The organism is Kitasatospora sp. NPDC058115, from assembly GCF_042884635.1.
In the GTDB taxonomy this organism is placed as follows: domain Bacteria; phylum Actinomycetota; class Actinomycetes; order Streptomycetales; family Streptomycetaceae; genus Kitasatospora.
In genome coordinates, this window is the sequence record NZ_JBHVTL010000041.1 from 15,002 (window position 1) to 40,621 (window position 25,620).

The window sequence follows — 25,620 nt, forward strand, 5'->3', positions numbered from 1 at the left end:
CGCGCTGTTCAGCTGTTCAGCTGTTCAGCTGTCTCGGCGGCGCGGGTGTCAGCGGTGCTTGGTGGTGCGGCCGAGGACGGGCCCGGCGGTGGCGGTGAGGACGGCGGCCGCGGCCCCGCAGCCGGCCAGCTGCAGGAGGGTCGGGTCCGCACCGGTCAGCAGTCCGGCGCACTCGGCGCCCGCGGCTGCCAGACAGATGAGGGCGGTGCTCCAGCTGAGCCCGAAGGCGTTCAGCAGCAGCGCCAGCCAGAGCGAGCCGCCGAGCAGCAGCAGCGCGCCGAGCTCCGGGACGCCCAGCGCGGGGGCGCCGGGCCAGAGCACGGTGGCGGCGGCGTCGAGGGCGGCCACGGTGGTGAGGTAGATGAACAGGCAGCCGAGCAGCACGCCGCCGGTGCGGCGGGCGAACTCGACCGGGGTGTGGCTGGTGCGCAGCGCGGCCACCGCCATCGCCCGGTAGCGGAAGAGCAGCCACTCGGCGAGGCCGAGGCTCAGCGTCAGGGCGATCATGGCCGGCCCGGTCGGGCTGGCCGAGGCGCCCTCGGCGCTGCCGGTGCGCACCGCGTGGTGGACGGTGACGCCCAGTCCGGCGATCAGGGTCAGGGTGCCGACCGCGAGCCCGAACAGCAGGTGCGGGATCTCCTTGTACAGCGGCAGCCGCAGCGGGACGGGCTCCGCCTCGGCGCTGCGGCAGCGCAGCAGTTCCCGGGCGGCGAGCCCGACGGCCAGACCGAGCGAGGCCAGCAGCACCGCGGTGCGGACCGCCTGCGGCACGTCGACGGCGAGCACCACGCCCGCGCCGACCGAGGACGGTGCCAGCGCCAGCAGCAGGAACTTCTCCCGGCCGAGCACCAGCAGCACGGTGGCCGCCGCCAGGTAGGCGGACTGCCCGGCGGCGAAGCAGAGCGCGCCCAGCGGCCCGCCGACCACGTACCCGGCGGTGGCCGCGGTCAGCGCGCCGAGCGGTGCGCCGGTCGCCAGGCAGGTCGCGGCCGACCGGCGCCGGCCGCGGCCGAGCCAGGCGTACGCGCGGTGGGCCAGGGCCTGGTTCCACGACCAGCTGACCAGGGTCGCGACGGACAGCGCGAGCATGCCCGAGGGCAGGCCGAAGCGCATCCGGTCGGCGGCGAACAGGTTGGCGCCCAGCAGGTAGCCGAGGCCGGGCAGGGCGAAGACCAGGCCGCGCACGACGCACCGCCAGGGGTCGGCCCGCCAGGGGTTGGCGAACTCGGCGCTCGGCCCGGGGTAGCGGCGCTCGACGCGTTCGAACAGCTCCTCGGCGACGGTGAACGCGTCGGGCCGGCCGTACAGCAGGCCCGCCTGTTCGTCGGAGAGGCCGTCGGACTCCAGGAAGGCCGCGATCTCGTAGGGGTGGACGGCGTCGGCGCAGATGTCCCGCAGCCGCTCGGCGAGCTCGTCCAGCGGGTCGGGGGAGAGGTCGAGCTGGTCCGTCTCCGGTCCGGACCGCTGCGCGGGCAGGGCCGGGCGGCGCCGCTTCAGCGGCAGGACCCGCAGCTGGACGGTCTCGTCGGCCTCGTTCGGAACGAGGCGCAGGGGGCCACTCATGCCGTCACCTCGCTGCGCTCCTGCTCGGCGGCCGGTTGCTCCCAGGCGCGGTCCGGCGGTCCGTCGGTGACGGCGACCACGCCCTCGGGCAGCCAGCGGGAGGTGCCCAGCAGCTCGGTGTAGATGCCGCGGAAGCCGTCGATGTTCTGGCGGAGCGTGAACTGCTCGATCACCCGCAGCCGGGCCTGCTCGCCCAGCCGGGCCCGGCGCTCCGGGTCGCGCAGCAGCTCGACCGCCGCCGCGGCCATCGGCTCGGGCTCGCGCGGCGGGACCACCAGGCCGGTGTCGCCGACCGCCTCGCGCACGCCGCCGACGTCGGTCGAGACGGTGGCGCGCCCGCAGGACATCGCCTCGATCAGGGTGAACGGGAAGCCCTCGCTGATCGAGGAGAGCATCACCACGTTCCCGGCCGCGTAGGCGTCGGTGATGTCCGCGACCCGGCCCTCGAAGACCACCGCGTCGGCCGTGCCGAGCTCGGCGGCCAGCGCCTCGCACCTCTCCCGGTAGGCCTCGCCGCCCTTGGGGGTGCCGCCGAACAGCCGCAGCCGGGCATCGGGTATCTCGCGCCGCACGATCGCGAACGCGCGGATCAGCGTCTCCAGGTCCTTGATCGGGTCGACCCGGCCGGCCCAGCTGAGCGTCGGGGTCTCCGGCTCCGGCCCGGCGGGCGGGAACGCCGCCGGGTCGACGCCGTTGTAGACAGTGCGGATGTGCGTGGAGGGGGTGCCGCCGCGCTCCTCCCATCGCCGGTTGTACCGGTTGCCGGGGGTGACCAGCGCGGCCCGCCGGTAGCTCTCCTCGGCGAGCATCCGGTAGAAGCCGAGCAGCAGCGCCTTGACCGGCCAGCGGTAGGGGCCGGTGCGGTAGCCGAGGTAGCGCTCGCGCAGGTAGATGCCGTGCTCGGTGAGGAGAAACGGTACGCCGAACTGCTGGGCGGATATCAGCCCCGGGAGCGTGGCCAGCCCGCCGCTCGCGGCGTGCGCCACGCCGTCGCGCGGCGGCTCGACCGCGAGCGGGCGCAGCGCGTGCTCCAGCAGGTCGGTGGCGTTCAGCGCGTCGTGCATGGTCGGCCGGGAGACGGCCGTGGAGAGGTAGTCCCTGGTCCAGACGTGCTGGAGGGTGCGCAGGGCGCGCTCGCTGCGCAGCGCCGGGCTGAGCAGCCCGCGCCGGGCGAGGTCGGCGAAGCCGTAGAGCTCGGTGCCGAAGTGCGTGGTGTAGACCGGGTCCAGGAGGGAGTGCAGGAACCGTTCGTAGGCGTTGAGGAAGCGGCGCATCTCCTTGCCGCGCGGTGCCTTCGCCTCCGAGGCCGGGCCCCAGAGCGGGGCGGTGGTCACCGACCGCACGTTGGCCGGCAGCTCCCACGCCAGTGGTTCGTGGCCGGTGCCCGTGACGGCGATGATGTCGAAGTCGACGTCGGGCATGCCTTGCACGAGCTGGTCGCACCAGACACTGACCCCGCCGTGCTGGTGCGGGTACGTCCCCTCGGTGAGCAGGGTGACGCGCATCTCTGGTCCCCCCTCCTGTTCTTGCCTCAAGCTCCCGGCCGGGCAGGCCGGGTGGTGCCGGTGGCGGCCGCGGTACCGCGGCCGCCACCGGGTTCACCTGTCTAGCGGTGGCCGGCGGACGGGCCGGCGGTCTTCTTGGCGGGCTCGGCCTTCCCCCCGGAGGCCTTGCCGTGCTGCTGCGGGACGCCGCCGTGACCGGCCGCCTTCCCGCCGGTGCCGCTCGTCGTACCAGCAGTGGTACCAGCAGCGACATCCTTGCCCGCCACCGGGGCCCCGCTGCCGGGGACCAGGGTCGGCGCTTCGGTGCGGTCGGTGTCGCCCGGGCCGGCCGGGACGGCGTCCGCGGTGCCCTGCGGGACGACCTTGGTGTCGGCCGGCGCCGGGGCCGGGACGGACTTGGCCGCGAGGCTCGGGCTGGTGCCGGCCGGCGCGGCCGGGGTGCCCGTCGCGGGCAGCGTCAGCTGGACGCCGCTCTGCAGCTGGCCGGGCTTGACCCAGCCGGAGAGCGAGCCCGCGTAGGCGGTGCCGAAGGCGGCGGTGCCGATGGCGAGCTGCTGGACGGTGCCGGTCGGCATGGTGGCCTGGACCTGGACGCCGGCCGGGGCGTTCACCCGGACGGTGTCGCCGACGCGGTAGGCGGTGACCTGGCCGGAGGCGAGGGCCGCGTTCCAGGCTGCCCGCCGCTGGAACTCCTGACCGATCTCCTTCTGCGGGAGGTTCACGACCGGGGCGTTGTCGGCGTGCAGCGACCGGTAGGTGGAGAGGATCTTCTCCAGCACCGGGTAGACGATCCGGTCCTCGGACAGGTTCGACTGGTGGATGAAGTGCGGCCGCGGGTCGTTGCTCAGCACGTGGCCGAGGTCGATCCGGGCCTCCAGCGGCACGATGTACGACTGGTAGCCGGTGTTGACGTCCAGCGGGGCCGGCAGGCAGGTGGAGTTGGCCGACTCGCAGGCGCCGCTGCCGCCGTTGGCCGCGCTGGTGTAGATCCAGTTGTACTCGTCGGTCTCCTCCTGCGCCGTGGCGGCGTTGTAGAAGACGTTCATCGGGTACCGCGGCACGGTCAGCGCGTTGCCGACGGCCCGCTGGGCGGGCTCGCGGGAGGCGTCGCTGGCGGTCCACTTGACGCCGTTGGCGGCCAGCGAGGGCGCCAGGTACGGGTTGTCGCTGGTCTCCTGGGGCGCGGTCAGCAGGCCGGAGTGCTCGCCGGTGACCAGTTCGGTCCGGTCCAGCTGCAGGCCCCGGGCGGCGGCCCAGTCCAGGTTGTTCTTGATCTGGGAGGTGATGGTGGCCTGGTCGACCCAGACGGTGCTGCCCGAGGTGGTCTTGGTGCACTTCCACGGCACCACCGAGACGTCCTGGAGGCAGCCCAGGTACGGGTGGGTGTAGGTGTGGTTGATCCACCGGTAGCTGGTCTGGTCGGCGATCATCCGGTCGACCACCGGGTCGGTGGTGGTCTCGTGGTCGGCCTTCCAGTCCTCGCTGCCGCCGCCGTTGAACACCATGTCCATGGTGAAGCCGTGGTCGAGCTGCCACTGCTTGGCGTACTGCGCGTCGGCGACCGTCATCCGGATCGGGTTGGCGGTCTCCGGGGTCCCGGGCGGGCAGGTGACGTCGCCGGGGGTGCACTTGAGCACCGTGTCCCAGCGGTCGTCGGCGAGGAAGACGTCGTCGACGTGGGCCGCGAAGTAGTTGCGGTCGTAGCCCAGGTGGACGCCCTGGGTGATCCAGTCGACTATGCCGCGGGCCAGCAGGCGGTACTGCTGCTGGTACTGGTTGTAGACGAAGGTGACGACCAGTTCCTTGCGGCCGGCGTGCTCGTACTCGCCGACCAGCGAGCCCTTGGCGGTGCTGCCCGGGATGGGCACCTCGACCAGCGGGGTGAAGCTGGAACCGGCGGGCAGGGTGGCCAGCGGGGTGGCGAGGTAGCCGTAGCTCTCCGAGACGGCCGGGTCGTTGTCCTCGAACGGGACGCTGCCCTTGAGGTAGCCGAACGGTCCGCTCAGGCCGGCCGTGGTGATCTGCCCCTGGAAGCCGTCCAGGGTACCCATGTACCCGGGGTTGACCGCCCAGTTCAGGCCGACGTCGGGACGGGCGTAGGTGTACGCGTCGACCTGGCGGACGCCGAACGCGGCCTCGTACGCGGCGATCGCGGTCATCTCGGCGGAACCGGCCGCGAACGGGTTGTCGTTCGGCAGCACGATGCCCTGGTACTTGCCGCGCGGCTGGCCGTTCAGCGTGTCGCTGAGGAAGGCCGCGTCGATCACCGGGCGGTTGGCGTCGTTGAGGTCGACCAGCTTGTACGGCGTGCCCTGGCTCTTGAGCTCGGCGGCGATCGCGGCCGTGGCCGGCCCGCCGTCGCTGATCACCAGGACCGTGAGGTCGATCCGGGGCGTGGTGGTGGCGTGCGCGAAGGACGTCTGCAGACCTCCGGCCAGCAGAACGGCGGCCGCGCAGGCGGCGACTCTCCGGGTCGCTCGACCCATGTTGACTTTCCTCCCCTGGGCAGGGCGATCCGCTGCCGGTGTCCACCTGCCCTGTAGCTGTTCACGGGCACCAGGCTGCCCGGCGCCCATCCTGGTGGAAGTTCCTTGGCAGGAGGGACCGAATGGGCAGGAGTGCAGCGAATCTGTTACCAACGTTCATGGTCGGGCCATGAGGGCGCTGATTGTGGCCGAAACCGCAGCGGCTGCGCAAATAATGAATTAAAAATGAAAACCGGGAACCCAGCGTTACCGCTGCTCACCCATCGTGTGATCCGGGGGGCGGCAGGACCCTACACTGACGCCGAAGCCCGGGACACTCTTGCACATCCGGCCGTTTCGGTGGGCAGGTTCATGCAATATCGCTCAGGGTTGTGCAACGTCACCGTCCGAATATCCAATGGAGGCCGCCGAGTGACCGAGCAGCAGATCGAAACCGCCGCAATTCAGGCGGCCCGCAGCCTGGGCCTGCTCGGCGCCGTGAACGCCCGGGACCTGGGCGGCTACCGGACCGCCGAGGGCCTGGTGCTCCGGGCCGGCGTCGCCCTGCGCAGCGACGGCCTCAGCCGGCTGACCGACGAGGACCTCGGCCGGCTGGCCGGGCTGGGGCTGCGGCGGATCGTCGACCTGCGCAGTCCGGACGAGGTCCGCGAGGCGGGTGCGGACCGGATCGCCGACGGCATGTCGGTGCATCAGCTGCCGGTCTTCGCGGCGGACTTCGACATCTACGCCACGCTGCGCGAGGCGCTGGCCGACCGCGATCCGCGCAAGCAGCGCGCCCTGCTCGGCGGCGGCCGCGCCGACGCCATGATGACCGGCCTCTACCGGTGGTTCGTCACCGACCGGATCGCGCGCGAACGGTTCGCCGACGTGCTTCGTCTACTGGCGGATCCGGCCGGCGCGCCGCTGCTGTTCCACTGCTCGGCCGGGAAGGACCGCACCGGCTGGACGGCGGCCGTGCTGCTGACCGCGCTCGGGGTGGACCGGGAGACGGTGGTGACGGACTACCTGCTCACCAACGAGCGTTCCGCCGTCGTCGTGGAGGCGGTCCTGGAGGGCTTCCGGACCCGCGGTCTGATGCACGAGCCCGAGCTGCTGCTGCCGGTCTTCCGGGCCGAACGCCACTACCTGGACGCGGCCTTCGAGGAGGTCGAGGCCGGCTGGCCGGACTTCGGGGCGTTCTGGGCCGACGGCCTCGGGCTGGACGAGGCCGTGCTGGCGGGACTGCGGACCAACCTGCTGGCACCCTGAGGCGGCGGCGGGGCCCGCCGGGCCCCGCCGCGGTGCCCGTGCCCCGGCGGTCACGCCTCGGCGGTCAGGCCCTCGCGCAGCTGGGTGAGCGTCCGGGTCAGCAGCCGCGAGACGTGCATCTGCGAGATGCCGATCTCCTCGCCGATCTGGGACTGGGTCAGGTTGCCGAAGAACCGCAGCATGATGATCCGGCGCTCGCGCGGCGGCAGCTTGGCCAGCAGCGGCTTCAGCGACTCCCGGTACTCCACGCCCTCCAGCGCGAGGTCCTCGTAGCCGAGCCGCTCGGCCAGCGGGCCCTCGCCGTCCTCCTCGCTCGGGCTGGAGTCCAGCGAGCTGGCGGTGTACGCGTTGCCGACCGCCAGGCCCTCCACCACGTCCTCCTCGCTGACGCCGAGGCAGGCGGCCAGCTCGGCCACGGTGGGGGAGCGGTCGAGGCGCTGGGAGAGCTCGTCGCCCGCCTTGGTGAGCGCCAGCCGCAGCTCCTGGAGCCGCCGGGGCACCCGCACCGACCAGCTGGTGTCCCGGAAGAAGCGCTTGATCTCGCCGACCACCGTCGGCATCGCGAAGGTCGGGAACTCGACCCCGCGCTCCGGGTCGAACCGGTCGATCGCCTTGATCAGGCCGATCGTGCCGACCTGGACGATGTCCTCCATCGGCTCGTTGCGGCTGCGGAAGCGCGCCGAGGCGTAGCGCACCAGCGGCAGGTTGAGCTCGATCAGGGTGTCGCGCACGTAGGTGTGCTCGGCGCTGCCCGGTTCCAGGGCGCCCAGCCGTCCGAAGAGGGAGCGGGAGAGCGTGCGGGTGTCGAGCCCCGCGTCCGGCGCGGCCGCGGCGCGCTGGAGCGGGATCCCCGCGGCGCCGGCCGGTGCAGCGTGGATCTCCGCAGTGCCCACATCTGAGGACATGCACCCACCCCCTCGTGACTGACGGTCCAACGGGCGCCGTCCCCGGAACGTTCCCGCGCCCGCGTCGGACCCCCTCCAACCCTGCATACCGGCTCACGGTCCCCGGCAAACCCGAGCGTCGCAAGATGTCACGCGGCGGTGACGTGCCGCTATCGCGCCGTCACGACGCAGCGCGGTCAGTCCTCCCAGGAGTTCCCGGTCCGCAGCCGGGTGAGGATCCGCGACAGCAGCCGCGAGACGTGCATCTGGGACATCCCCAGCTCGGTGCTGATCTGCGACTGCGTCAGATTGGCGAAGAACCGCAGCATGACGATCCGGCGCTCCCGCTCGGGCAGCTGCACCAACAGGTGGCGGACCATGTCCCGGTGCTCGACCTCGGCCAGCGCGGAGTCCTCGTAGCCGAGCCGGTCGAGCAGCGCCAGCCCGCCCTCGTGCTCCTGGGCGGCCTCCAGCGAGGCCGCGTTGTACGCCCGCCCGGCGTCCAGGCAGGCCCGGACGTCCTCCTCGGGGATGCGCAGGCTGGCGGCGATCTCCGGCACCTTGGGGGCCCGGCCGTGCGCCACGGTCAGCTCCTCCATGGCGCCGCTGACCTGCACCCAGAGCTCCTGGAGCCGGCGCGGGACGTGCATGGTGCGGACGTTGTCGCGGAAGTAGCGCTTGATCTCGCCGAGGATGGTCGGCAGCGCGTAGGTGGGGAACTGCACCCCCCGCTCGGGGTCGAACCGGTCGATGGCGTTGATCAGGCCGATGGTGCCGACCTGGACGACGTCCTCCATCGGCTCGCTGCGGCTGCGGAAGCGGGTGGCGGCGTAGCGGACGAGGGGGATGTTGATCTCGATCAGCGCGGCCCGGACCCGCTCGCGCTCGGGGGTGTCCGGGGGCAGCTCGGCGAGCCGCTCGAAGAGCACCCGGGTGAGGGTGCGGACGTCGACGGCGGGGCGGCCGCCGGGACCGCGCAGGCCGTCCGGGCGGAGCTCGCCGGCCGGGCTGATCACGGCGGCCAGCACCTCGTCGTCCGGTGCGCTCCCTGGTGTCCGCACGGACACGTCACCCCTCCCAAAGTCGACAACGGTGGGACCTGCGGACCGGGTGTCGCGTCTGGTTCAGCACCTCGCCATGTCCGGCAAAACCGGTCATAGCATCACAAGGCGGGCACGCGTCGGGCAAGTACCGCGTGGAGGTGTGTTGGTGCGCCGTCCGGCCCCGCCGGTCACGGCGGCGGTGCGGGGGCGGTGCGGGAGGCGGTGCGGGGGGCGGGTTCGTCCCGGGACGGAGCGGGGCGCCCCGCCCGGATGCCGGGCGGGGCGCCGCGGGCCGTCCGGGGGACGCGTCGGCCGGGCCGGGCGCGTCGGGGGGCGGCCCGCCGGGCTCAGACCTCGATGTCGGCGATCACCCAGGTGGCGAACTCGCGCCACTGCGCGGCCGCGGCCTGGTGGGCCGGGTGGGTGAGGTACGCCTGGAGGGCCTCGCGGTCCTCGACCAGGCTGTTGATGGCGTAGTCGTGGGCGATGTCGCGGTCGGTGGTGTTCCAGCCGCACTCCCACTCGCGCAGCTCGGGGACGACCGGGCCGAGCTCGGCGAAGGCCTTGGCGCCGGCGAGCGCGCGCTCGTCGTCCTTGCTGACGCCTTCGTTGAGCTTGAACAGGACCAGGTGGCGGATCACGGTGCCGCTCCTCGCGGACGGGGTCGGGTGGTCGGGCCCACCGTAGCCGGTGGGGTCCGGGCTACTTCACCAGGCCGGTCATGAAGGTGCCGACCGCCTTGGCGGCGTTCGAGATGCCTTCGAACCCCAACTGGACCAGCTCGGCCGCACGGGCGGGCGAGGTGATGATCGTGTAGAGCACGAAGATGAGCAGCAGGACCATTCCGATCTTCTTCGCCTGCGCCATCCGGTGGCCTTCCTCCCTGCCGTGGGCCGTCGTCGCCCGGTCCCCGAGCGGCCCGGTGCAACGGGCAGCTTATCCACCCGGACGGCCTATCAAGTGTGCGACGCGTTCACCTGCCGGGACGAAGGTCCCCGCGAGTGGGGCCTTTCTCCGGGTGCCCGGTCCGGCGGAGCGCGGCAGGATGGTTGATGTACCGAGGATCTGGCAGGAATCCCCGGTACGTGGATCCGGAGCTCCCCGCTGTGGGACCGGGCGCCGCGGCTTCCCCCCGACGCGGCCCCGGTTGTGGGACTCCGCCGGGGGAGCGGTCAGTCCCCCCGAACCGCTCCCCCTCTTCCAGGCTCCGTACTCGACAGGCGTTGGTGGTCATCGGCCGACGGGTACGGAGCCCTTTCCGCGCCCGAGGGTGCGCGGGAACGCCGAAGGGCCCGTCCGGTTCACCGGACGGGCCCTTCGGCCTTGCTGGCGGTAGCGGTGGGATTCGAACCCACGGTGGAGTTGCCCCCACACACGCTTTCGAGGCGTGCTCCTTTGGCCGCTCGGACACGCTACCGAGGGGAACTCTACCGGACGGGTGGCGCGGGAACGAAATCCTTGTCCCGCCGGGGTCCTGCCGGGGTCCCTCGGGGGTCCTGCCGGGGGTTCAGCGGTGGGTGTCGAAGAAGGCGCGGAGCTGTTCCCCGCACTCGTCGGCGAGGACGCCCCCGATCACCTCGGGCCGGTGGTTGAGCCGGCGGTCGCGCATCACGTCGAAGAGCGAGCCGGCCGCGCCGGCCTTCTCGTCGAGGGCGCCGTAGACCACCCGGTCGATCCGGGAGAGCACGATCGCGCCCGCGCACATGGTGCAGGGCTCCAGCGTGACGACCAGCGTGCACCCGCTCAGCCGCCACTCGCCGAGCTTCTCCGCCGCCGCGCGGACGGCGACCACCTCGGCGTGCGCGGTCGGGTCGCCGACGGCCTCGCGCTCGTTGTGGCCGCGGCCGAGGACCTCGCCGTCCGGGCCGAGGACGAGCGCCCCGACCGGGACGTCACCGGTGGCCGGCGCCAGGGCGGCCTCGGCGATGGCGAGGCGCATCGGCGCCGCCCAGCGGTCGCGGACCGGGTCGGGGCGGACGGGGGCGGGCAGCGGCGAGATCGGGCGGACGGACTGCATGGCATCCAGTGTCGGGCATGACGGGGGTCCGGCCGTCCGGAGGACGGACACGGGGCGTTACCGGACGGCCTCCAGGACCTCGCCGCAGCCGAGCGCCTCGGCGATCTCCTCCAGGGCGTCGCCGGGCACCGCGCCCTCGCCGCTGAGGGCGATCAGCTCGTCGGCGGCGAGGCCGAACTCGGTCAGCAGGTGGGCGTCGCCGAGCGGGCCGACCGGGACGCCGCCCTGGCCCTCGCCGTCCTCGTCGTCCTCCTGCTCCTCGGCCTCCGCGTCGTCCTCCAGCTCGGCGACCAGGTTGTCGAGGTCGCCGAACTCGCTCTCGCCGGCCTGGTCGACCAGCTCGTCGGTGAGGACGGAGCCGTAGGAGCTGCGGGCGGCGGCGGCGCCGTCCGACACGAAGATCCGCGGGTCCTCCTCGCCGTCCACCCGGACGATGGCGAACCAGGCGTCCTCCTGTTCGATGAAGACCAGGACGCTGTCGTCGTCCTGGGCCGCCTCGCGGGCCAGGTCGGCCAGGTCGGCGAGGGTTTCGACGTCGTCGAGCTCCGTCTCGCTCACATCCCACCCGTCCTCGGTGCGAGCAAGCACTGCAGCGAAGTACGCCACCAGGGACACTCCCAAGTCTCGGTCTAGGCTGTCGGCGCTCGCGGGCGGCGCGGAACTGGCCGCCCCCGCGCCAGAGGCGGTCCGCTGTTCGGACCGTCCCATCGGAATCGTGACAGAAAGCACGGCTCTGCGGGGGGTGTTCTGCAGCGCGTCTTTGCAGGTCGTGTCGGAAGGGTTGGCCGCCGGACGGTGTAACGGGGGCCGCGCGGCAGAGGGTCTGTGGAGAAGCCGTGGAGGGGCCGTCAGATGCGGAAGGTTCGCATCCGCATCGCTTCGCGCATCCGGCGTTCCTTGGTCCGGCGGGGCTGCACCCGCTCGCGGAGTTCGCGGGCCTCGGTGAGCTCGCGCAGGAAGACGGCGCGGCGCCTGCGGCGCTCCGCCTCGGTCTCCGGCCGGTCCGGGGGCGGACCGGAGCGCCCGCCCGACGGGGCCGGGGCCCCGGCCGCCGAGCCGTCCCCGGGGTTCGGGTTGCTCGTCATAGGACCTGACTTTCCCAGATCGGCCGGGTTGATACCACAGGAGGACGACCCGTCCGGACATTCTCGCCACGTCACGGCGCGTCACGACGGGAACCGGCACCCGCCCGGGTCGGACCGCGGCCCGGCCTGGCACGGCGTGTCGTACGGGCGTCCGGACCCGGGCTAACCTCGATGCATGCGGATCCACGTCGTCGACCACCCCCTGGTCGCCCACAAGCTCTCCACCCTGCGCGACGAGCGCACCGACTCGCCGACCTTCCGTCGCCTGACCGACGAGCTGGTGACCCTCCTCGCGTACGAGGCCACCCGGGACGTCCGCACCGACGAGGTGGAGATCACCACCCCGGTGGCCGTGACCACCGGCACCCGGCTGTCCTACCCGCGCCCGCTGGTGGTGCCGATCCTGCGGGCCGGCCTCGGCATGCTGGACGGCATGACCCGGCTGCTGCCGACCGCCGAGGTCGGCTTCCTGGGCATGGTGCGCAACGAGGAGACCCTGGAGGCCTCCACCTACGCCACCCGGATGCCCGACGACCTCTCCGGCCGCCAGGTCTACGTGCTCGACCCGATGCTGGCCACCGGCGGCACGCTGGTCGCGGCGATCCGGATGCTGATCGAGCGCGGCGCCACCGACGTCACCGCCGTGGTGCTGCTGGCCTCGCCCGAGGGCGTCGCGGTGATGGAGCGCGAGCTGGCCGGCCTGCCGGTGACCGTGGTCACCGCGGCCGTCGACGAGCGGCTGAACGAGAACGGCTACATCGTCCCGGGCCTCGGCGACGCGGGCGACCGGCTGTACGGCACGGCGGGCTGAGCGGTCCTTCCGGACCCGGTTCGCCCGGACCCGGTTCGCCCGGACCCGGCCCGTGCGGACGACGAGAAGCCCCCCGGCGCGCTGCCGGGGGGCTTCGTCGTGCGGGTGCGGGGGAGGGTCAGCAACTGCCGGTGCTGCTCGGGGCCGGGACCGGCGTGGTGGCCAGGGCCAGCGCGGCGGCGGCCTGGGTCTCGTCGAGCAGCGCGTTGTAGCTGTCGCCGATGACGAAGTCCACGGTGGTGTCGGTGCGGGCGTCGGCGGTGCTGGTCGCGCCCGCGATCACCGAGCCGACCAGGGTGGACGCCCCGGCGCCGGCCGGGCCGGCGATCACCTGGGCGGTGCCGGGCACCTTCTTGTCCAGCTCGGCCGGGGCGTTGCCGACCTTGCCGATGGTGAAGCCGCGCTTCTTCAGCTCCTCGGCGGTGCGGGCGGCGAGGCCGGCCTTGGCGGTGGCGTTGTAGACGTTCACGGTGACCGCCGCCGGCTGCGGCACGGCCTTCGGGTCGATCGGCGCGGTGGCGGAGCCCGGGGCGGTCGGCGTCGCCTCCGGGGCCGGGGCGGCCAGCGGCTTGCCCGACGGGGTGGCACAGGCCTCGGCGGCGGCGTTCTTGCCCTTGCCGCTGAAGATGTCCCAGAGCTGGACGCCGCCGAGCCCGATCAGCGCCAGCGCGAGCACCGCGGCGATCAGCGCGATCACCTTGCGGCTCTTCTTCGGCGGGCGGCCCAGCCGCGGATAGGAGTTGCCGGTGATCCGGTACTGCTTCCCCTTCAGGCCTTGGGGAGTCAACATGCTCACGGTTTGTCTCCCCCTCGTGCCGGGGCGGGGATCGGGTGACGGTGGGCCGGGCGCGGTGCCGCGCGAAGCGGTGTCACGCGAACGCGGTCGCGGCCGTAGTCAGCAGATTAGTGCCGTACAGCGGTGAAGGTACTAAACGATCATCATCGGGAGTACGCCGGTACCCGAATGGCGGCACCGCGACCGCACCCGGGTACGAACGGACCGCCCCCCGGAAGGAGCCGGGGAGCGGTCCGAACGCGTGCGGGGCCGGCCGGGCGGCCCCCGGGTTCATTCCATTTCGAGGACACGGGCGTGCAGCACCTGGCGCTGCTGGAGCGCGGCGCGGACCGCCCGGTGCAGTCCGTCCTCCAGGTACAGGTCACCGTGCCACTTCACGACGTGCGCGAAGAGGTCCCCGTAGAAGGTGGAGTCCTCCGCCAGGAGGGTTTCCAGATCCAGTTGTCCCTTGGTGGTCACCAGCTGGTCGAGTCGCACCGGGCGCGGGGCGACGTCCGCCCACTGGCGGGTGCTGGTACGGCCGTGATCCGGGTACGGCCGCCCATTGCCGATGCGCTTGAAGATCACACGGAAAGCCTACCGTTTGGGCGGCGGGTGGCGCAGCAGCCGCGGCGCCGCCACGCGCACGGGTACGGGCTGCGGGCGGGGGATTGCGGCTGTTTCATGGGAAATGTCGTGTAGGTCCCGCGCGGTTGGAGGGTCGTCCGATGTCCGCTGCTGTTCCGTCCGCCGTCCGGGAGATCGCCGACGGGTACGCCTTCACCGGCCCCGCGCTCGATCTCGGCGCGGTGCTGCTGGACGGCACCGCGTACGCCGGCGCCCCGGTGCGGGTGCCGCTCGGGGTGCTCAACCGGCACGGGCTGGTGGCCGGGGCCACCGGCACCGGCAAGACCAAGACCCTCCAGCTGATCGCCGAACAGCTCTCCGCCCAGGGCGTGCCGGTGTTCCTCGCCGACATCAAGGGCGACGTCTCCGGGGTGGCCGCCCCCGGCGAGCCGGGCGGGCGGACCGCGGCCCGGGCCGCCGAGGTCGGCCAGGACTGGCAGGCCCGCGGCTGCCCCGCCGAGTTCTACGCGCTCGGCGGCCTGGGCACCGGCATCCCGCTGCGGGCGACGGTGACCAGCTTCGGGCCGCTGCTGCTCTCCAAGGTGCTGGACCTGAACGAGACCCAGGAGTCCTCGCTCGGCCTGGTCTTCCACTACGCCGACCGGCAGGGCCTGGAGCTGTACGACCTCAAGGACCTCACGGCGGTCATCACCTTCCTCACCTCCCCCGAGGGGAAGGCGGAGCTGAAGGGCATCGGCGGGCTCTCCGCCGCCACCGCCGGGGTGATCCTGCGCTCGCTCACCCTGCTGGAGAACGAGGGCGCCGGGGCGTTCTTCGGCGAGCCGGAGTTCGACACCGCGGAGCTGCTGCGACGGGCGGAGGACGGCCGGGGCGTGGTCTCGGTGCTGGAGCTGCCCGCCGTGCAGGACCGGCCGCGGCTCTTCTCGACCTTCCTGATGTGGCTGCTCGCCGACCTCTACCAGGAGCTGCCCGAGGTCGGGGACCTCGACCGGCCGAAGCTGGTCTTCTTCTTCGACGAGGCCCACCTGCTGTTCAAGGGCGCCTCCAAGGCCTTCCTGGAGGCGATCACCCAGACCGTGCGGCTGATCCGCTCCAAGGGGGTGGGGATCTTCTTCGTCACCCAGACGCCGAAGGACGTGCCGGGGGACGTGCTGGCGCAGCTGGGCAACCGGGTGCAGCACGCGCTGCGGGCCTTCACCCCGGACGACGCCAAGGCGCTCAAGGCGACCGTCTCGACCTTCCCGAAGTCGCCCGCGTACGACCTGGGGGAGGTGCTGACCTCGCTGGGGACGGGCGAGGCGGTGGTCACGGTGCTGTCCGAGAAGGGCGCGCCGACGCCGGTCGCGGCGACCAGGCTGCGGGCGCCGCAGTCGCTGATGGGGCCGCTCGACCCGGCGGAGCTGCGGGCGGCGGTGGACGGGTCGGCGCTGACGGGGAAGTACCGGGACGCGGTCGACCGGGAGTCGGCGTACGAGAAGCTGGCGGCGCGGGCGGCCCGGCCGGAGGCGGAGCCGGTGCCGGTGCCCGCGGAGGAGCGGGAGCCGCAGGAGCGGCGCGAGCCGGTGGAACGGCGGGAGCCGGCCGAACGGCGGGAGCCCGGGGCCCGGCGGGAGAAGGCGGACGCCGGGCTGCTCGGGTCGCTGCTGGCCAACCCGGCGCTGAAGTCCTTCGCCCGCTCCGCCGGGACGCAGCTCGGGAGGGAGATCTCCCGGAGCCTGTTCGGGACGTCCCGGCGGCGCAGATGAGGGGTGGTCGCCAGCCCTGACTCAGATGCTGTCGCCGAGCCAGACCCGGCCGGCCGAGATCGGGCGCTCGGCGACGGTGCGCGGCACCGTGGTGTTCAGGCTCCAGCGGTAGCCGGCGAACAGCTTGGTGTCGGCGTCCGCGTAGAACACCATGTGGCCGTAGCCGACGCCGTCGTGCTCCTTCCAGGTGGAGGAGCCGGCGGTGCCCGGGACCTCCTCGATCCGGGTGTCCGGGAACGCCCGGTAGAGGTCGGTGGCGGTGCCGCCGAGCGCCGGGTTGCCGTGCGGGTCGCTGGTGCAGTCGACGACCTCGAAGACGTAGGGGACGACCGGGCGGCCGATCTTGGCGTCCACCGCCGGTTCGGACCAGGTGCCCTTGCGCTCGCGGATCATGACGATGTGTCCGGTGTACGGCTTGGTGTTGTCCTCGCCCGGGTAGTAGTCGAGGGCCACCAGGTCGCCGGGGCGCAGGTTCACCGGCTTGGTGACGCGGGTGAAGTGCGGGAGCGAGGCCGTGTCGAGGAAGGCCTGCTGGTACTTCTCCGCGGTCGGGTAGGGGTTGGGATTGGCCGGGTCCTTGATGAAGTACTGCTGGAAGTACTCCCGGGTCGCCCAGCCGTAGCTGTAGTCGCCCCAGGGCATCGGGGTGCCGGCCGGCACGGTGGGCGCGGTCCCGTAGGCGCGCTGGAGCGCCAGGGTCAGGAACGAGGAGCACTGGGAGAGGTTGGAGAACTCCTCCGGGTGGCCGGCGGCGCCCCAGCGGACACTGGTCGGGACGTCGTCGAACACGCCGGCCCGCTTGTAGCGGTTGGCGAGGTGGTCCCAGGGGCGCAGCCGCAGGTGGTCGACCAGGGCCTCGGCCTCGATCTGGTGCGGCAGCTTGAGGGCGTACGGGGCGGGTGCCGGGACGGTGGCGGCGGACGCCTCGCCGGCGCCGGCGACGGTCGCCAGGGCGGCGGCACCGGCGGTGCCGGCGGCTCCGGCGAGCAGGCCGCGGCGGGTGATCCGTGGTGTGGACATTGGAGTGCTCCCCCTCGTCGGATGATCACGACTGAGGGGGAGCTTAGGGTCCGCATGTTGGCATGGTCAGGATCATTTCGCGCAGCTGATCGATCGAATCCGGCCAATCGGCGATCGGGTCCGATCGGGTCCGATCAGGTCCGGCCGGGCGGCGGCGGGGGCGGGGCGGTCTCCACCGGCCGGGGCCGGCGTGGTGGTCAGATGCCCAGGTCGTCGAGTTCCTTGAGCAGCGCGGTGCCCGGGCTCGCCGGGTCCGCCGCGCTCTTCGGGGCGTTCCGCGCGGTCCGGCCGCCCCCGTCACGCCGGTCGCCGCGGTCGCGCAGCAGCCAGGCGCCGGCCAGGCCGCCGATCAGCCCGCCCAGGTGGCCCAGCCAGCTGACGCCCTGCGCGCTCGGCAGCACGCCCAGCAGCAGGTAGGAGTACAGCGCGGCGACGATCACGCCGATCACCGTGTCCACCAGGTTGCGGTCGAAGATCCCGCGCAGCACCACGTAGCCGAAGTAGCCGTAGACCACCCCGCTGGCCCCCGCGGTGACGACGTCGGGCCGTTCGAAGAACCAGACCGTCAGCCCGCTGGACACCACGATCAGGGCCGTCGCCAGCAGGAACCGCTTCATCCCCCGGTACGCGGCCAGGAAGCCGAAGGCGAACAGCGGCCAGGAGTTGGCCTCGATGTGGTCCCAACCGAAGTGCAGCAGCGGCATGGTGAGCATGTCGGGCAGCTCGTCCAGCTGCCCGGAGTTCATCCCGTACTCGTAGGAGAGCCGGTAGTCGTCGAGCCAGTTCGCCACCTGGACACCCCAGATGACGGCCAGTGCGCCGAGCATCGTGATCAGCGCGGCACGGGAGTCTCGGAGAACACGGGCGAATCGCGGGGACATAACCCGACTGTAGGGCCGGGCAAGCCGGTTGGTCACCCCACTAAGGTGAATCCTGTGCATCCTGTCCGACGGCCCGCACCCGGGCCCGGGCAGCCCCGTTCCCCCCGTGCCGAGAGGTGACCCTCGATGAGTGTGCGTCCGCCGCTGCCGTACGAGTTCCTGCCGCAGGTGCCGTCCTTCCCGCTGACCAGCGAGGACATCACCGACGGCGGGACGCTGGCCGAGGAGTTCCGCTACGGCGGGGACAACGTCTCGCCGCAGCTGGCCTGGTCGGGGCTGCCCGAGGGCACCCGCTCGATCGTCGTCACCTGCTACGACCCGGACGCCCCGACCGGCTCCGGGTGGTGGCACTGGCTCGCCCTCAACCTGCCCGCCGACACCACCGGCCTGCCGCGCGGCGCCGGCGCCTCCGACGCCGACCTGCCGGGCGAGCGCTCCTTCCACGGCCGCAACGACTTCCCGAGCAACAAGTACGACGGCGCCGCCCCGCCGCCCGGCCCGGCCCACCGTTACGCCTTCGCCGTCCACGCCCTCGACGTGGACGCCCTGGACGTCACCGCCGACACCCCGCCGGCCCAGGTCGGCTTCAACATCACCTTCCACACCCTGGCGCGTGCCGTGATCACCGCCGAGTACGGCGTCTGACGCGCGTGCGGGCCGCTCCGGCCGCCGCCGGGACCGTCCGGGTCCGGCGGCCGTCGGGCCCCGGCGGGCGCGGCGGCCCGGCTGGCCCGGGCCGCTGTCAGCCGGCGCGCCCGGCCGGGTCCGCGGCGCGGGTGGCGCGGGCGGCGAGGTCACGGAGGCGGGTGCGCATCTCCGGCGGTGAGTGGACCTCGAAGTCGCAGCCGAGCATCAGCAGCCGCACGGCCAGCCAGTCGGGGGCGTCGGTGTGCGAGCGGAAGCGGCAGGTGTGCTCGTCGAGCGGCTCGACCTCGTCGGCGTCGCCGTGGCCGCCCAGCCGGTGGCGGACCTCGTCGGCGGGCAGGTGGAGGGTGGCGTCCAGGGTCGGGGTGGGGGACTGCCGCCGGAGCTTGCCCGCCACGTACGCGGCGGCGTCCTCGGCGGGGAGCGGGCGCGGGGTGAAGCGGGCACCGGTGGCGAAGGGCTCGCCGATCCGGTCCACCCGGAACAGCCGCCAGTCGTCCCGGTCGAGGTCGAAGCCGACCAGGTACCAGCGGCGGCCGGCCGAGACCAGGCGCTCCGGTTCGACCTGGCGCCGGGTCTGGGCGCCGTCGCCGGCCCGGTAGGCGAAGCGCAGCCGCTCGCGGTTGGTGACCGCGTTGGCCAGCACGGTGAGGTCCTCCGGGTCGACGGTCGGGCCGTCCCCGGTGAGCAGCGGGAGGGTGGCCCGGTCCAGGGTGGCGACCCGGTGGCGGAGCCGGGCGGGCAGCACCTGGAGCAGTTTGCCGAGGGCGCGCACCGAGGCCTCCTCGATGCCGACGACGGCGTGCCCGGCCGCCGCCCGCAGGCCGACCGCGATGGCCACGGCCTCCTCGTCGTCGAGCAGCAGCGGCGGCATCGCGGTGCCCGCGACCAGCCGGTAGCCGCCGACCGGCCCCATGGTGGCCTCGACCGGGTAGCCGAGGTCGCGCAGCCGGTCGATGTCGCGGCGGATGGTGCGCGGGCTGACCCGGAGCCGCTCGGCGAGCTCGCTGCCGGGCCACTCGCGCGGGGTCTGGAGGAGGGAGAGCAGGCTGAGGAGTCGTGCCGGGGTGTCGGTCATGGGATCCAGGGTGCCGGAAGTCGCGGTCAGGACCTGACCTAGTCACCCTCTAACTTCGTCGACGTGCTGACGAGGAACGGCGACGAGGAGCGTGTGGTGGGCGAGGGCGTGCTGGGCAGGGTTTCGGACCGGCGGAGGTGGATCGCGCTGGCGATCGTGATGACGGCCTCCTTCATGGACCTGGTGGACGTCACGATCGTGAACATCGCGATCCCGAGCATCCAGGAGTCCACGGGTGCGTCGTTCTCCGCCGTGCAGTGGGTGACCGGCGGCTATGCGCTGGCCTTCGCGATCGGTCTGATCACCGGTGGCCGGTTGGGTGACATCTACGGCCGGAAGCGGCTGTTCCTGATCGGAATAGCGGGCTTCACGCTCGCTTCGGCGCTGTGCGGCTTCGCGAGCGGCTCCGAGATGCTGGTCGCGATGCGGATCCTCCAGGGCGGGACGGCGGCGCTGATGGTGCCGCAGGTGCTGTCGATCGTGCACGCGACCTTCCCGGCGGAGGAGCGCGGCAAGGTGTTCGGCCTGTTCGGCGCGGTGGTCGGGCTCGGCGCGGTCAGCGGTCCGCTGATCGGCGCACTGCTCACGGAGTGGGACGTGTTCGGCCTCGGCTGGCGCCCGATCTTCCTGATCAACCTGCCGGTCGGCATCGCCGGCCTGCTGCTCGGCCGGGTCTTCATCAACGAGTCGAAGGCCGAGCGCGCCCTGAAGCTCGACCTGCCCGGCGTGGTGCTGGCCAGTGCCGCGCTGCTGATGCTGATCTACCCGCTGACCCACGGCCGGGAGGCCGGCTGGCCGCTCTGGGGCCACCTGGTGATGGTCGGCAGCCTGCCGGTGTTCGCGCTGTTCGTCGCCTACGAGCGGGTGAAGACGCGGCGGGACGGCTCGCCGCTGGTGGAGCTCTCGCTGTTCCGGGTGAAGTCCTTCGCGGCGGGCATCGGCGTCCAGCTGACCTTCGGCGTGGTCACCGGCATCTTCTTCCTGGTCTGGACCCTCTACATGCAGCTGGGCCTCGGCTGGAGCCCGCTGAAGGCCGGCGCGACCGGCATCCCGTTCTCGCTCGCCTGCTCGACGGCGGCCGGCGTCTCCGTGCAGCAGCTCGTCCCCCGGTTCGGGCGCAAGGTGCTCCAGGCGGGCGCACTGGTGATGGCGCTCGGCGTGCTCGTCTACATCGGCGAGGCGCACCGGTACGGCACCGGCATCGCGCCCTGGCAGATGGCGCTGCCCCTGGTGGTGATGGGCGCCGGGATGGGCCTGATCGTCGCGCCGATCACGGACGCGGTGCTGGCGGAGGTGCCGCGGGAGCACGCCGGTTCGGCGTCCGGGCTGATCAACACGGTGAACCAGGTGGGCCTGGCGCTCGGCCTGGGCCTGGTGTCGGTGGCCTTCTTCGGCGCGGTGCCGGACGGGACGGTGGCCGGCGAGCCGTTCACCGTCGCGTTCCAGCACGCGATGTGGTGGGTGCTCGGGGTGCTGGTGGTGGTGTTCCTGCTGATGTTCGCGCTGCCCGGGCGGCGGAAGGCCGGCGGGGCCGCTCCCGCCGCCGCCGGGAAGACCGAGCGGGAGCCGGTCCTGGTGTAGGCGTCCCGGCACCCGGCGGCGTCGGGCCCCGGTCGCGCGGCATGCGCGACCGGGGCCTTCGCGTGCACCCGGGGAGGGCCGTGACCCGCACGCCGGCGGGCTCCCCCGGCGGCGGCCGCGGTGCGTCCGTCCGTCAGGCCGCGGTGCGCCGGTAGCTGCTGCCGTCCTTGGCGCGGGTGAGGCGGTGGCCCTCGACGAGGTGGCGGCGAAGGGCCGGGAAGTCGTCGTGGACCGTCCGCAGGGCGTCGTTGACCTCGCGCTCGGAGTAGGCGCGGTCCGGCTCGAAGAGCGTCCGGGCGAGGTGGTCGAGCAGCTGCTCGCGTCGGGCGGTGCGGCGCGGCACGGCGATCAGTCGTCCGTCGGGGGCGAAGAGCGCGGACACGGCGGGGGCGGCGGCATCGGTCATGGGCCGAGCGTCGCTCGTACGGGGACGTCCGGGCAACGGGTTTTCCCGGGGCCCGGCGGTGCCCTTCAGACCCGGGCCTTGGCCTTCGCCTGCGCCTCCTTCGCCGCCTTCTCCTCCTTGGCGACGCGCTTCACCTCCTGCTTGGTGACGCGCACCTGCTCCAGCGACTCGGGCCCGGTGATGTCCGCGACCGAGCGGAACGACCCCTCCTCGCCGTACACCCCCGCCGCCTCCCGCCAGCCCTCCGGCCGCACGCCGTACTGCTTGCCGAGCAGCGCGAGGAAGATCTGCGACTTCTGCTTCCCGAACCCCGGAAGGGCGTTGAGCCGGCTGAGCAGCTCGCGCCCGGTCGCGACCTCCTTCCAGAGCGCGCCCGCGTCGCCGTCGTACTGCGCCACCAGGAACTGGCAGAGCTGCTGCACCCGCTTCGCCATCGCCGCCGGATACCGGTGCACGGCCGGTTTCTCGCACAACAGCGCGACGAACTCCTCGGGGTTGTACGTGGCGATCTCGTGCGCGTCGAGGTCCTCGTGCCCCAGCCGCCGGGCGATCGTGAGCGGCCCGGTGAACGCCCACTCCATCGGCACCTGCTGGTCCAGCAGCATCCCCACGAGCGCGGCGAGCGGGCTCCGCCCGAGCAGCTCGTCGGCCTCGGGCTGCTGGGCGAGCCGCACGGTGACGTTCATGGGACGACCTCCTCGGAGCGTGGACTCGGGTCGCGCCCAGTCTGCTGGACGGGCGAGGAGGGGGTCGCGTCAACACGCCATGACCTGGTGATTCCTTGAAACCAGGGGGTGGTTCGTCGTCGGAGGGTGCGAGGGCCGGGCGCCGCCTACTCCAGACCGAGCGTCATGTGCGGGTAGCCGAGGTGGATCCGGCCGCCGAGCTCGACCCCGAGCGCCGCGATGAACGCCTCCAGCCGGGCGGTGGCCTGCTCGACGCCGTCGGCGTCGCCCTTGAACTCGAACTCGACGAACTCGCCCAGGCCCGCCACGCTGTCGAAGGCGACGGCGATCCCGTCGACGTGCCACTCCTCACGCGTCTTGTCGACGACGGTCAGCTCCGCGAAGTCGAGCGAACCCAGCAGCCGCCGCACGGCCTCGGCATCGCCGACGCTGCTCTCGTACTCGTCGCAGTGCGTCTTGACCGGCGACGCGACCGGATGGAACCGCTTGAAGTTGACCGACGCCACCCCCTCCTCCACCCGCACCCGCAGCCACTCCGACACGACGTCGTTGTCGAGGAAGTCCCGGTGCGGCGCGTTGTAGTACGTGTCCACCTGCCGCGCCGGACTCCCGGGCACGGCACCGAGGTTGGTGAGGACGTCCTTCAACTCCTGCACGGGGCTGAGGAGTCGGAACTTCTGCTCGACCTCGATGTACTTCACGGCGGCTGATCCCCTTGTCGGTCGTCGAACGTCGGAAAGCGTCGGTGCCGTTCGCGGACCCTACCAACACGTCGGCGGGGGCAGGGCGAGGATGGGTGGGGTGGGGCCGATCAGTCGCACGGGTGAGCTAATCGGGAGGGGGGAGTTGGGCAGGTGTTCGAGGGAACCGGGCGATCTCATATGACTGTTCCGGTTCTCCGGCTGAGATCGTTGAAGTCGGGTAAAGCTGAGTCGGCCTCGTCGACGCGTCCAGAAAGGCTCGCCCGGTGTCCCAGCCGTTCGAACTGCCGTCCTTCTACGTGCCGCACCCGGCGCGGCTCAATCCGCATCTCGACGAGGCGCGGGAGCATTCCGCCGGGTGGGCCCGGGAGATGGGCATGCTGGAGGGGTCGGGGGTCTGGACCAGGGCGGACCTGGACGCCCACGACTACGGGCTGCTCTGCGCGTACACCCATCCGGACGCGTCCGCGGAGGCGTTGTCGCTGGTCACCGACTGGTACGTCTGGGTGTTCTTCTTCGACGACCACTTCCTGGAGGTCTTCAAGCGGAGCAATGACCGGGAGGGCGGGAAGGCGTACCTGGACCGGTTGCCGCTGTTCATGCCGGCCGATCCGGGGGCGGAGGTGCCCGAGCCGGTCAACCCGGTCGAGGCCGGGCTCGCCGATCTGTGGCGGCGCACCGTGCCGTCGATGGGGGAGGACTGGCGGGTCCGGTTCGCGGAGAGCACCCGGAACCTGCTCAACGAGTCGCTCTGGGAGCTGGCCAACATCAACGCGGGGCGGATCGCCAACCCCGTGGAGTACATCGAGATGCGCCGCAAGGTGGGCGGGGCGCCGTGGTCGGCCGGGCTGATCGAGTACGCGGCGGGGGCGGAGGTGCCGGCGGAGGTGTCGGGGGCGCGGCCGCTGCGGGTGCTGATGGACGCCTTCTCGGACGGCGTCCACCTGCGCAACGACCTCTTCTCGTACCAGCGCGAGGTCGAGGACGAGGGTGAACTCAGCAACGGCGTCCTGGTGCTGGAGACGTTCCTGGAGTGCACGACCCAGGAGGCGGCGGACGCCGTCAACGACCTGCTGACCTCGCGCCTCCAGCAGTTCGAGAACACCGTCCTCACCGAACTGCCGCAGCTGTTCGCGGACACCGCGCTGGACCCGGAGGGCTGCGCCCGGGTGCTGGCCTACGTCAAGGGCCTCCAGGACTGGCAGGCCGGCGGCCACGAGTGGCACCTGCGCTCCAGCCGCTACATGAACGACGGCGGGGCGGCGGCGGACCCGGCGGGTCCGGCCGGTTCGGCGGGGGCCGCCACCTGGTGGGACCCGTTCGCGATCGGCGGGGTGGGGACCTCGGCGCTGGACGTGCTGAAGCCGGGCGGGGCGCTGGACGATCTCGCCGGTGAGCTGGGCTCGTTGAGCCGGTCGGGACCGGTGACGAAGGCCTGGGCGCCGACGGTCGGGGAGTCGCCGCTGGCCGGGCTCCTGGAGGCGCTGAAGGGTGGCACGGCGGGTACGGGCGCGTCGCTGGAGTCGCCCGGGACGGGCCCGGTCGGCGGTTCGCGCGGGGACGTCGACCCCGGGGTGCGGCGGGCGCGCTCGCACGCGCACGTGCCGTTCCAGGCCGTCGGCCCGTCGCGGCTGCCGGAGTTCCGGCTGCCGTTCACCGTCGACCCGAGCCCCTACCTGGAGTCCTCGCGGCTGCACACGCTCGCCTGGGCGGACCGGATCGGCCTGCTGGGGATCCGGCCGGGGGACCCCACCGCGGGTCTGTGGACCGCCGAGAGCATGGCCGACTACGACCTCGCGCTCTGCGCGGCCGGGATCCACCCGGACGCCTCCGTCGACCAACTCGACCTCACCACCGACTGGTTGGCCTGGGGAACGTACGCGGACGACTACTTCCCGGTGGCGTTCGGCCGGAGCGGCGACCTGGCCGGCGCCAAGGCGGCGCACGCCCGGTTCCTCCTGCTCATGCCGGTCGACGGCGAGCCGGCCGCGGAGCCGCTCACCGCGCTGGAGCGCGGGCTGGCGGACCTCTGGGAGCGGACCGCCGGGCCGATGGCCGCCGACGCGCGCGGGAAGCTCCGCGAGGCCGTCGAGAAGATGACGCTGAGCTGGATCTGGGAGCTCAACAACCAGGTGCAGAACCGGATCCCGGACCCGGTCGACTACCTGGAGATGCGCCGCTCCACCTTCGGTTCCGACCTCACCATGAGCCTGTCCCGGCTGGCCCACGGGAACGTGGTGCCGCCGGAGGTCTACGCCAGCGGGCCGATGCGCTCGCTGGAGAACGCGGTCGCCGACTACGCCTGCCTGATGAACGACCTGTTCTCCTACCAGAAGGAGATCGAGTTCGAGGGCGAGGTGCACAACGCCGCGCTGGTGGTGCAGAACTTCTTCACCTGCGACTACCCGGCGGCGGTGCGGATCGTCGACGACCTCATGCACGCGCGGCTCGACCAGTTCCGGCACGTGGTGGCCGAGGAGTTCCCGGTGCTGTTCGAGGACTTCGCGCTGGACGGGCCGGCCCGGGCGGTGCTCGCCGGGTACGTCAAGGAGCTGGAGAACTGGCTCGCCGGGATCCTGGCCTGGCACCGGGGCTGCCGGCGGTACCGGGAGGAGGACCTGCTGCGGCACTTCGGGCGGGAGGCGGCCGAGGCGCCGGGGACCCTCGCGCAGGAGGCGGTCGAGCCGGGCGGCGGGGCGGTCGGTGCCCTGCTTCTGCGGCCGACCGGGCTGGGGACCTCGGCGGCCACGCCGGCGGGCGCGCTCGGCCGGGCGGCGGTCGGGTAGCCGTCGGGTAGCGGGGGCGACGGATGTGCGGCGGTCCGCCGGGGGTTCCGGCCCCGACGGGCCGCCGCCTTTGCGCGCGCGGACGG

The 25,620-nt window shown here is 72.9% G+C and carries 24 protein-coding genes and 1 tRNA gene; 6 read left to right on the forward strand and 19 right to left on the reverse strand.

Annotation, left to right across the window (positions count from 1 at the left end; genetic code table 11):
* Positions 1–48: 48 nt before the first annotated feature.
* The 3 genes from ACFVVL_RS32340 to ACFVVL_RS32350 form a co-directional block, all read right to left on the reverse strand.
* Positions 49–1,563, reverse strand: coding sequence for a hypothetical protein (locus tag ACFVVL_RS32340; protein ID WP_387681569.1), 1,515 nt, complete (start codon positions 1,561–1,563; stop codon positions 49–51).
* Positions 1,560–3,068 (reverse strand): GT4 family glycosyltransferase PelF, encoded by a 1,509-nt coding sequence (pelF, locus tag ACFVVL_RS32345; RefSeq protein ID WP_380297032.1) that lies wholly within the window; start codon positions 3,066–3,068, stop codon positions 1,560–1,562. Before pelF ends, ACFVVL_RS32340 begins: the two co-directional genes overlap by 4 nt.
* 101 nt (positions 3,069–3,169) lie before the next feature.
* Positions 3,170–5,554, reverse strand: a complete 2,385-nt coding sequence (locus tag ACFVVL_RS32350; protein ID WP_387681572.1) for a hypothetical protein — start codon at positions 5,552–5,554, stop codon at positions 3,170–3,172.
* Positions 5,555–5,965: 411 nt separating this feature from the next.
* Here ACFVVL_RS32350 and ACFVVL_RS32355 point away from each other — a divergent pair, with 411 nt between their 5' ends.
* Positions 5,966–6,802: a tyrosine-protein phosphatase gene (locus ACFVVL_RS32355; RefSeq protein WP_380291056.1), complete on the forward strand. Its 837-nt coding sequence runs from the start codon at positions 5,966–5,968 to the stop codon at positions 6,800–6,802.
* A gap of 50 nt (positions 6,803–6,852) precedes the next feature.
* Here ACFVVL_RS32355 and ACFVVL_RS32360 read toward each other — a convergent pair whose 3' ends face one another.
* The 8 genes from ACFVVL_RS32360 to ACFVVL_RS32395 all read right to left on the reverse strand — a co-directional run bounded on the left by ACFVVL_RS32360 (position 6,853) and on the right by ACFVVL_RS32395 (position 11,831).
* Positions 6,853–7,707: an RNA polymerase sigma factor SigF gene (locus ACFVVL_RS32360; protein WP_380291058.1), complete on the reverse strand. Its 855-nt coding sequence runs from the start codon at positions 7,705–7,707 to the stop codon at positions 6,853–6,855.
* Between the two features lie 176 nt (positions 7,708–7,883).
* The gene (locus ACFVVL_RS32365) at positions 7,884–8,753 is read right to left on the reverse strand and encodes an RNA polymerase sigma factor SigF (protein WP_380291060.1); all 870 of its coding nucleotides are present in this window, start codon (positions 8,751–8,753) and stop codon (positions 7,884–7,886) included.
* 323 nt (positions 8,754–9,076) lie between these two features.
* Positions 9,077–9,370, reverse strand: coding sequence for a Dabb family protein (locus tag ACFVVL_RS32370; protein ID WP_053645680.1), 294 nt, complete (start codon positions 9,368–9,370; stop codon positions 9,077–9,079).
* Positions 9,371–9,431: 61 nt separating this feature from the next.
* Positions 9,432–9,572: a hypothetical protein gene (locus tag ACFVVL_RS32375; RefSeq protein WP_320437731.1), complete on the reverse strand. Its 141-nt coding sequence runs from the start codon at positions 9,570–9,572 to the stop codon at positions 9,432–9,434.
* A gap of 484 nt (positions 9,573–10,056) precedes the next feature.
* Positions 10,057–10,146, reverse strand: a tRNA-Ser gene (locus ACFVVL_RS32380).
* A 90-nt stretch (positions 10,147–10,236) separates the two neighbouring features.
* Positions 10,237–10,746 carry a tRNA adenosine(34) deaminase TadA gene (gene tadA, locus ACFVVL_RS32385; RefSeq protein ID WP_387681577.1) on the reverse strand — a complete coding sequence of 170 codons (510 nt, stop codon included), beginning with the start codon at positions 10,744–10,746 and terminating at the stop codon, positions 10,237–10,239.
* Between the two features lie 57 nt (positions 10,747–10,803).
* On the reverse strand, positions 10,804–11,304 hold the full coding sequence (locus ACFVVL_RS32390) for a hypothetical protein (protein WP_387681580.1): 501 nt from the start codon (positions 11,302–11,304) through the stop codon (positions 10,804–10,806).
* Positions 11,305–11,594: 290 nt separating this feature from the next.
* Positions 11,595–11,831, reverse strand: a complete 237-nt coding sequence (locus ACFVVL_RS32395; protein ID WP_387681583.1) for a hypothetical protein — start codon at positions 11,829–11,831, stop codon at positions 11,595–11,597.
* A 175-nt stretch (positions 11,832–12,006) separates the two neighbouring features.
* Here ACFVVL_RS32395 and upp point away from each other — a divergent pair, with 175 nt between their 5' ends.
* The gene (upp, locus tag ACFVVL_RS32400; RefSeq protein WP_355360658.1) at positions 12,007–12,642 is read left to right on the forward strand and encodes a uracil phosphoribosyltransferase; all 636 of its coding nucleotides are present in this window, start codon (positions 12,007–12,009) and stop codon (positions 12,640–12,642) included.
* Positions 12,643–12,760: 118 nt separating this feature from the next.
* Here upp and ACFVVL_RS32405 read toward each other — a convergent pair whose 3' ends face one another.
* Entirely contained in the window at positions 12,761–13,432 is a 672-nt protein-coding gene (locus ACFVVL_RS32405; RefSeq protein WP_380291068.1) for a LytR C-terminal domain-containing protein, read from the reverse strand.
* A gap of 276 nt (positions 13,433–13,708) precedes the next feature.
* The gene (locus ACFVVL_RS32410) at positions 13,709–14,005 is read right to left on the reverse strand and encodes a type II toxin-antitoxin system VapB family antitoxin (protein WP_030061387.1); all 297 of its coding nucleotides are present in this window, start codon (positions 14,003–14,005) and stop codon (positions 13,709–13,711) included.
* Between the two features lie 140 nt (positions 14,006–14,145).
* Here ACFVVL_RS32410 and ACFVVL_RS32415 point away from each other — a divergent pair, with 140 nt between their 5' ends.
* Positions 14,146–15,750 carry a helicase HerA-like domain-containing protein gene (locus ACFVVL_RS32415; protein ID WP_387681587.1) on the forward strand — a complete coding sequence of 535 codons (1,605 nt, stop codon included), beginning with the start codon at positions 14,146–14,148 and terminating at the stop codon, positions 15,748–15,750.
* 21 nt (positions 15,751–15,771) lie between these two features.
* On the opposite strand, the gene ACFVVL_RS32420 is transcribed toward ACFVVL_RS32415, so the two are convergent.
* Entirely contained in the window at positions 15,772–16,770 is a 999-nt protein-coding gene (locus ACFVVL_RS32420) for a hypothetical protein (RefSeq protein ID WP_387681590.1), read from the reverse strand.
* Positions 16,771–16,967: 197 nt separating this feature from the next.
* Entirely contained in the window at positions 16,968–17,651 is a 684-nt protein-coding gene (locus tag ACFVVL_RS32425; RefSeq protein ID WP_380291074.1) for a rhomboid family intramembrane serine protease, read from the reverse strand.
* A gap of 126 nt (positions 17,652–17,777) precedes the next feature.
* On the opposite strand from ACFVVL_RS32425, the gene ACFVVL_RS32430 reads away from it, so the two are divergent.
* The gene (locus tag ACFVVL_RS32430) at positions 17,778–18,296 is read left to right on the forward strand and encodes a YbhB/YbcL family Raf kinase inhibitor-like protein (RefSeq protein WP_380291076.1); all 519 of its coding nucleotides are present in this window, start codon (positions 17,778–17,780) and stop codon (positions 18,294–18,296) included.
* 97 nt (positions 18,297–18,393) lie between these two features.
* Here ACFVVL_RS32430 and ACFVVL_RS32435 read toward each other — a convergent pair whose 3' ends face one another.
* Positions 18,394–19,374 (reverse strand): helix-turn-helix transcriptional regulator, encoded by a 981-nt coding sequence (locus ACFVVL_RS32435; protein WP_380291078.1) that lies wholly within the window; start codon positions 19,372–19,374, stop codon positions 18,394–18,396.
* 159 nt (positions 19,375–19,533) lie between these two features.
* On the opposite strand from ACFVVL_RS32435, the gene ACFVVL_RS32440 reads away from it, so the two are divergent.
* On the forward strand, positions 19,534–20,955 hold the full coding sequence (locus ACFVVL_RS32440; protein ID WP_387681632.1) for an MFS transporter: 1,422 nt from the start codon (positions 19,534–19,536) through the stop codon (positions 20,953–20,955).
* 133 nt (positions 20,956–21,088) lie between these two features.
* On the opposite strand, the gene ACFVVL_RS32445 is transcribed toward ACFVVL_RS32440, so the two are convergent.
* The 3 genes from ACFVVL_RS32445 to cyaB form a co-directional block, all read right to left on the reverse strand.
* Complete coding sequence (locus ACFVVL_RS32445; protein ID WP_380291080.1) at positions 21,089–21,361, reverse strand: DUF2087 domain-containing protein; 273 nt, start codon at positions 21,359–21,361, stop codon at positions 21,089–21,091.
* Between the two features lie 65 nt (positions 21,362–21,426).
* On the reverse strand, positions 21,427–22,047 hold the full coding sequence (locus tag ACFVVL_RS32450) for an HhH-GPD-type base excision DNA repair protein (RefSeq protein WP_387681595.1): 621 nt from the start codon (positions 22,045–22,047) through the stop codon (positions 21,427–21,429).
* Positions 22,048–22,193: 146 nt separating this feature from the next.
* Positions 22,194–22,748: a class IV adenylate cyclase gene (cyaB, locus tag ACFVVL_RS32455; RefSeq protein ID WP_380291084.1), complete on the reverse strand. Its 555-nt coding sequence runs from the start codon at positions 22,746–22,748 to the stop codon at positions 22,194–22,196.
* Positions 22,749–23,014: 266 nt separating this feature from the next.
* Between cyaB and ACFVVL_RS32460 the strand changes: the two genes are divergently transcribed.
* The gene (locus tag ACFVVL_RS32460; protein ID WP_387681598.1) at positions 23,015–25,534 is read left to right on the forward strand and encodes a germacradienol/geosmin synthase; all 2,520 of its coding nucleotides are present in this window, start codon (positions 23,015–23,017) and stop codon (positions 25,532–25,534) included.
* The last annotated feature ends 86 nt before the right edge of the window (positions 25,535–25,620 follow it).

What these genes read in the sequence shown, in the direction of transcription:
- ACFVVL_RS32425 (WP_380291074.1), bottom strand. Translation starts at nt 17,651, where the DNA reads ATGTCCCCGCGATTCGCCCGTGTTCTCCGAGACTCCCGTGCCGCGCTG.
- ACFVVL_RS32440 (WP_387681632.1), top strand. Translation starts at nt 19,534, where the DNA reads ATGACGGCCTCCTTCATGGACCTGGTGGACGTCACGATCGTGAACATC.
- ACFVVL_RS32340 (WP_387681569.1), bottom strand. Translation starts at nt 1,563, where the DNA reads ATGAGTGGCCCCCTGCGCCTCGTTCCGAACGAGGCCGACGAGACCGTC.
- upp (WP_355360658.1), top strand. Translation starts at nt 12,007, where the DNA reads ATGCGGATCCACGTCGTCGACCACCCCCTGGTCGCCCACAAGCTCTCC.
- ACFVVL_RS32430 (WP_380291076.1), top strand. Translation starts at nt 17,778, where the DNA reads ATGAGTGTGCGTCCGCCGCTGCCGTACGAGTTCCTGCCGCAGGTGCCG.
- tadA (WP_387681577.1), bottom strand. Translation starts at nt 10,746, where the DNA reads ATGCAGTCCGTCCGCCCGATCTCGCCGCTGCCCGCCCCCGTCCGCCCC.
- ACFVVL_RS32350 (WP_387681572.1), bottom strand. Translation starts at nt 5,554, where the DNA reads ATGGGTCGAGCGACCCGGAGAGTCGCCGCCTGCGCGGCCGCCGTTCTG.
- ACFVVL_RS32435 (WP_380291078.1), bottom strand. Translation starts at nt 19,374, where the DNA reads ATGACCGACACCCCGGCACGACTCCTCAGCCTGCTCTCCCTCCTCCAG.
- ACFVVL_RS32420 (WP_387681590.1), bottom strand. Translation starts at nt 16,770, where the DNA reads ATGTCCACACCACGGATCACCCGCCGCGGCCTGCTCGCCGGAGCCGCC.
- pelF (WP_380297032.1), bottom strand. Translation starts at nt 3,068, where the DNA reads ATGCGCGTCACCCTGCTCACCGAGGGGACGTACCCGCACCAGCACGGC.
- ACFVVL_RS32360 (WP_380291058.1), bottom strand. Translation starts at nt 7,707, where the DNA reads ATGTCCTCAGATGTGGGCACTGCGGAGATCCACGCTGCACCGGCCGGC.
- ACFVVL_RS32415 (WP_387681587.1), top strand. Translation starts at nt 14,146, where the DNA reads ATGTCCGCTGCTGTTCCGTCCGCCGTCCGGGAGATCGCCGACGGGTAC.
- ACFVVL_RS32375 (WP_320437731.1), bottom strand. Translation starts at nt 9,572, where the DNA reads ATGGTCCTGCTGCTCATCTTCGTGCTCTACACGATCATCACCTCGCCC.
- ACFVVL_RS32450 (WP_387681595.1), bottom strand. Translation starts at nt 22,047, where the DNA reads ATGAACGTCACCGTGCGGCTCGCCCAGCAGCCCGAGGCCGACGAGCTG.
- ACFVVL_RS32395 (WP_387681583.1), bottom strand. Translation starts at nt 11,831, where the DNA reads ATGACGAGCAACCCGAACCCCGGGGACGGCTCGGCGGCCGGGGCCCCG.
- ACFVVL_RS32405 (WP_380291068.1), bottom strand. Translation starts at nt 13,432, where the DNA reads ATGTTGACTCCCCAAGGCCTGAAGGGGAAGCAGTACCGGATCACCGGC.
- ACFVVL_RS32445 (WP_380291080.1), bottom strand. Translation starts at nt 21,361, where the DNA reads ATGACCGATGCCGCCGCCCCCGCCGTGTCCGCGCTCTTCGCCCCCGAC.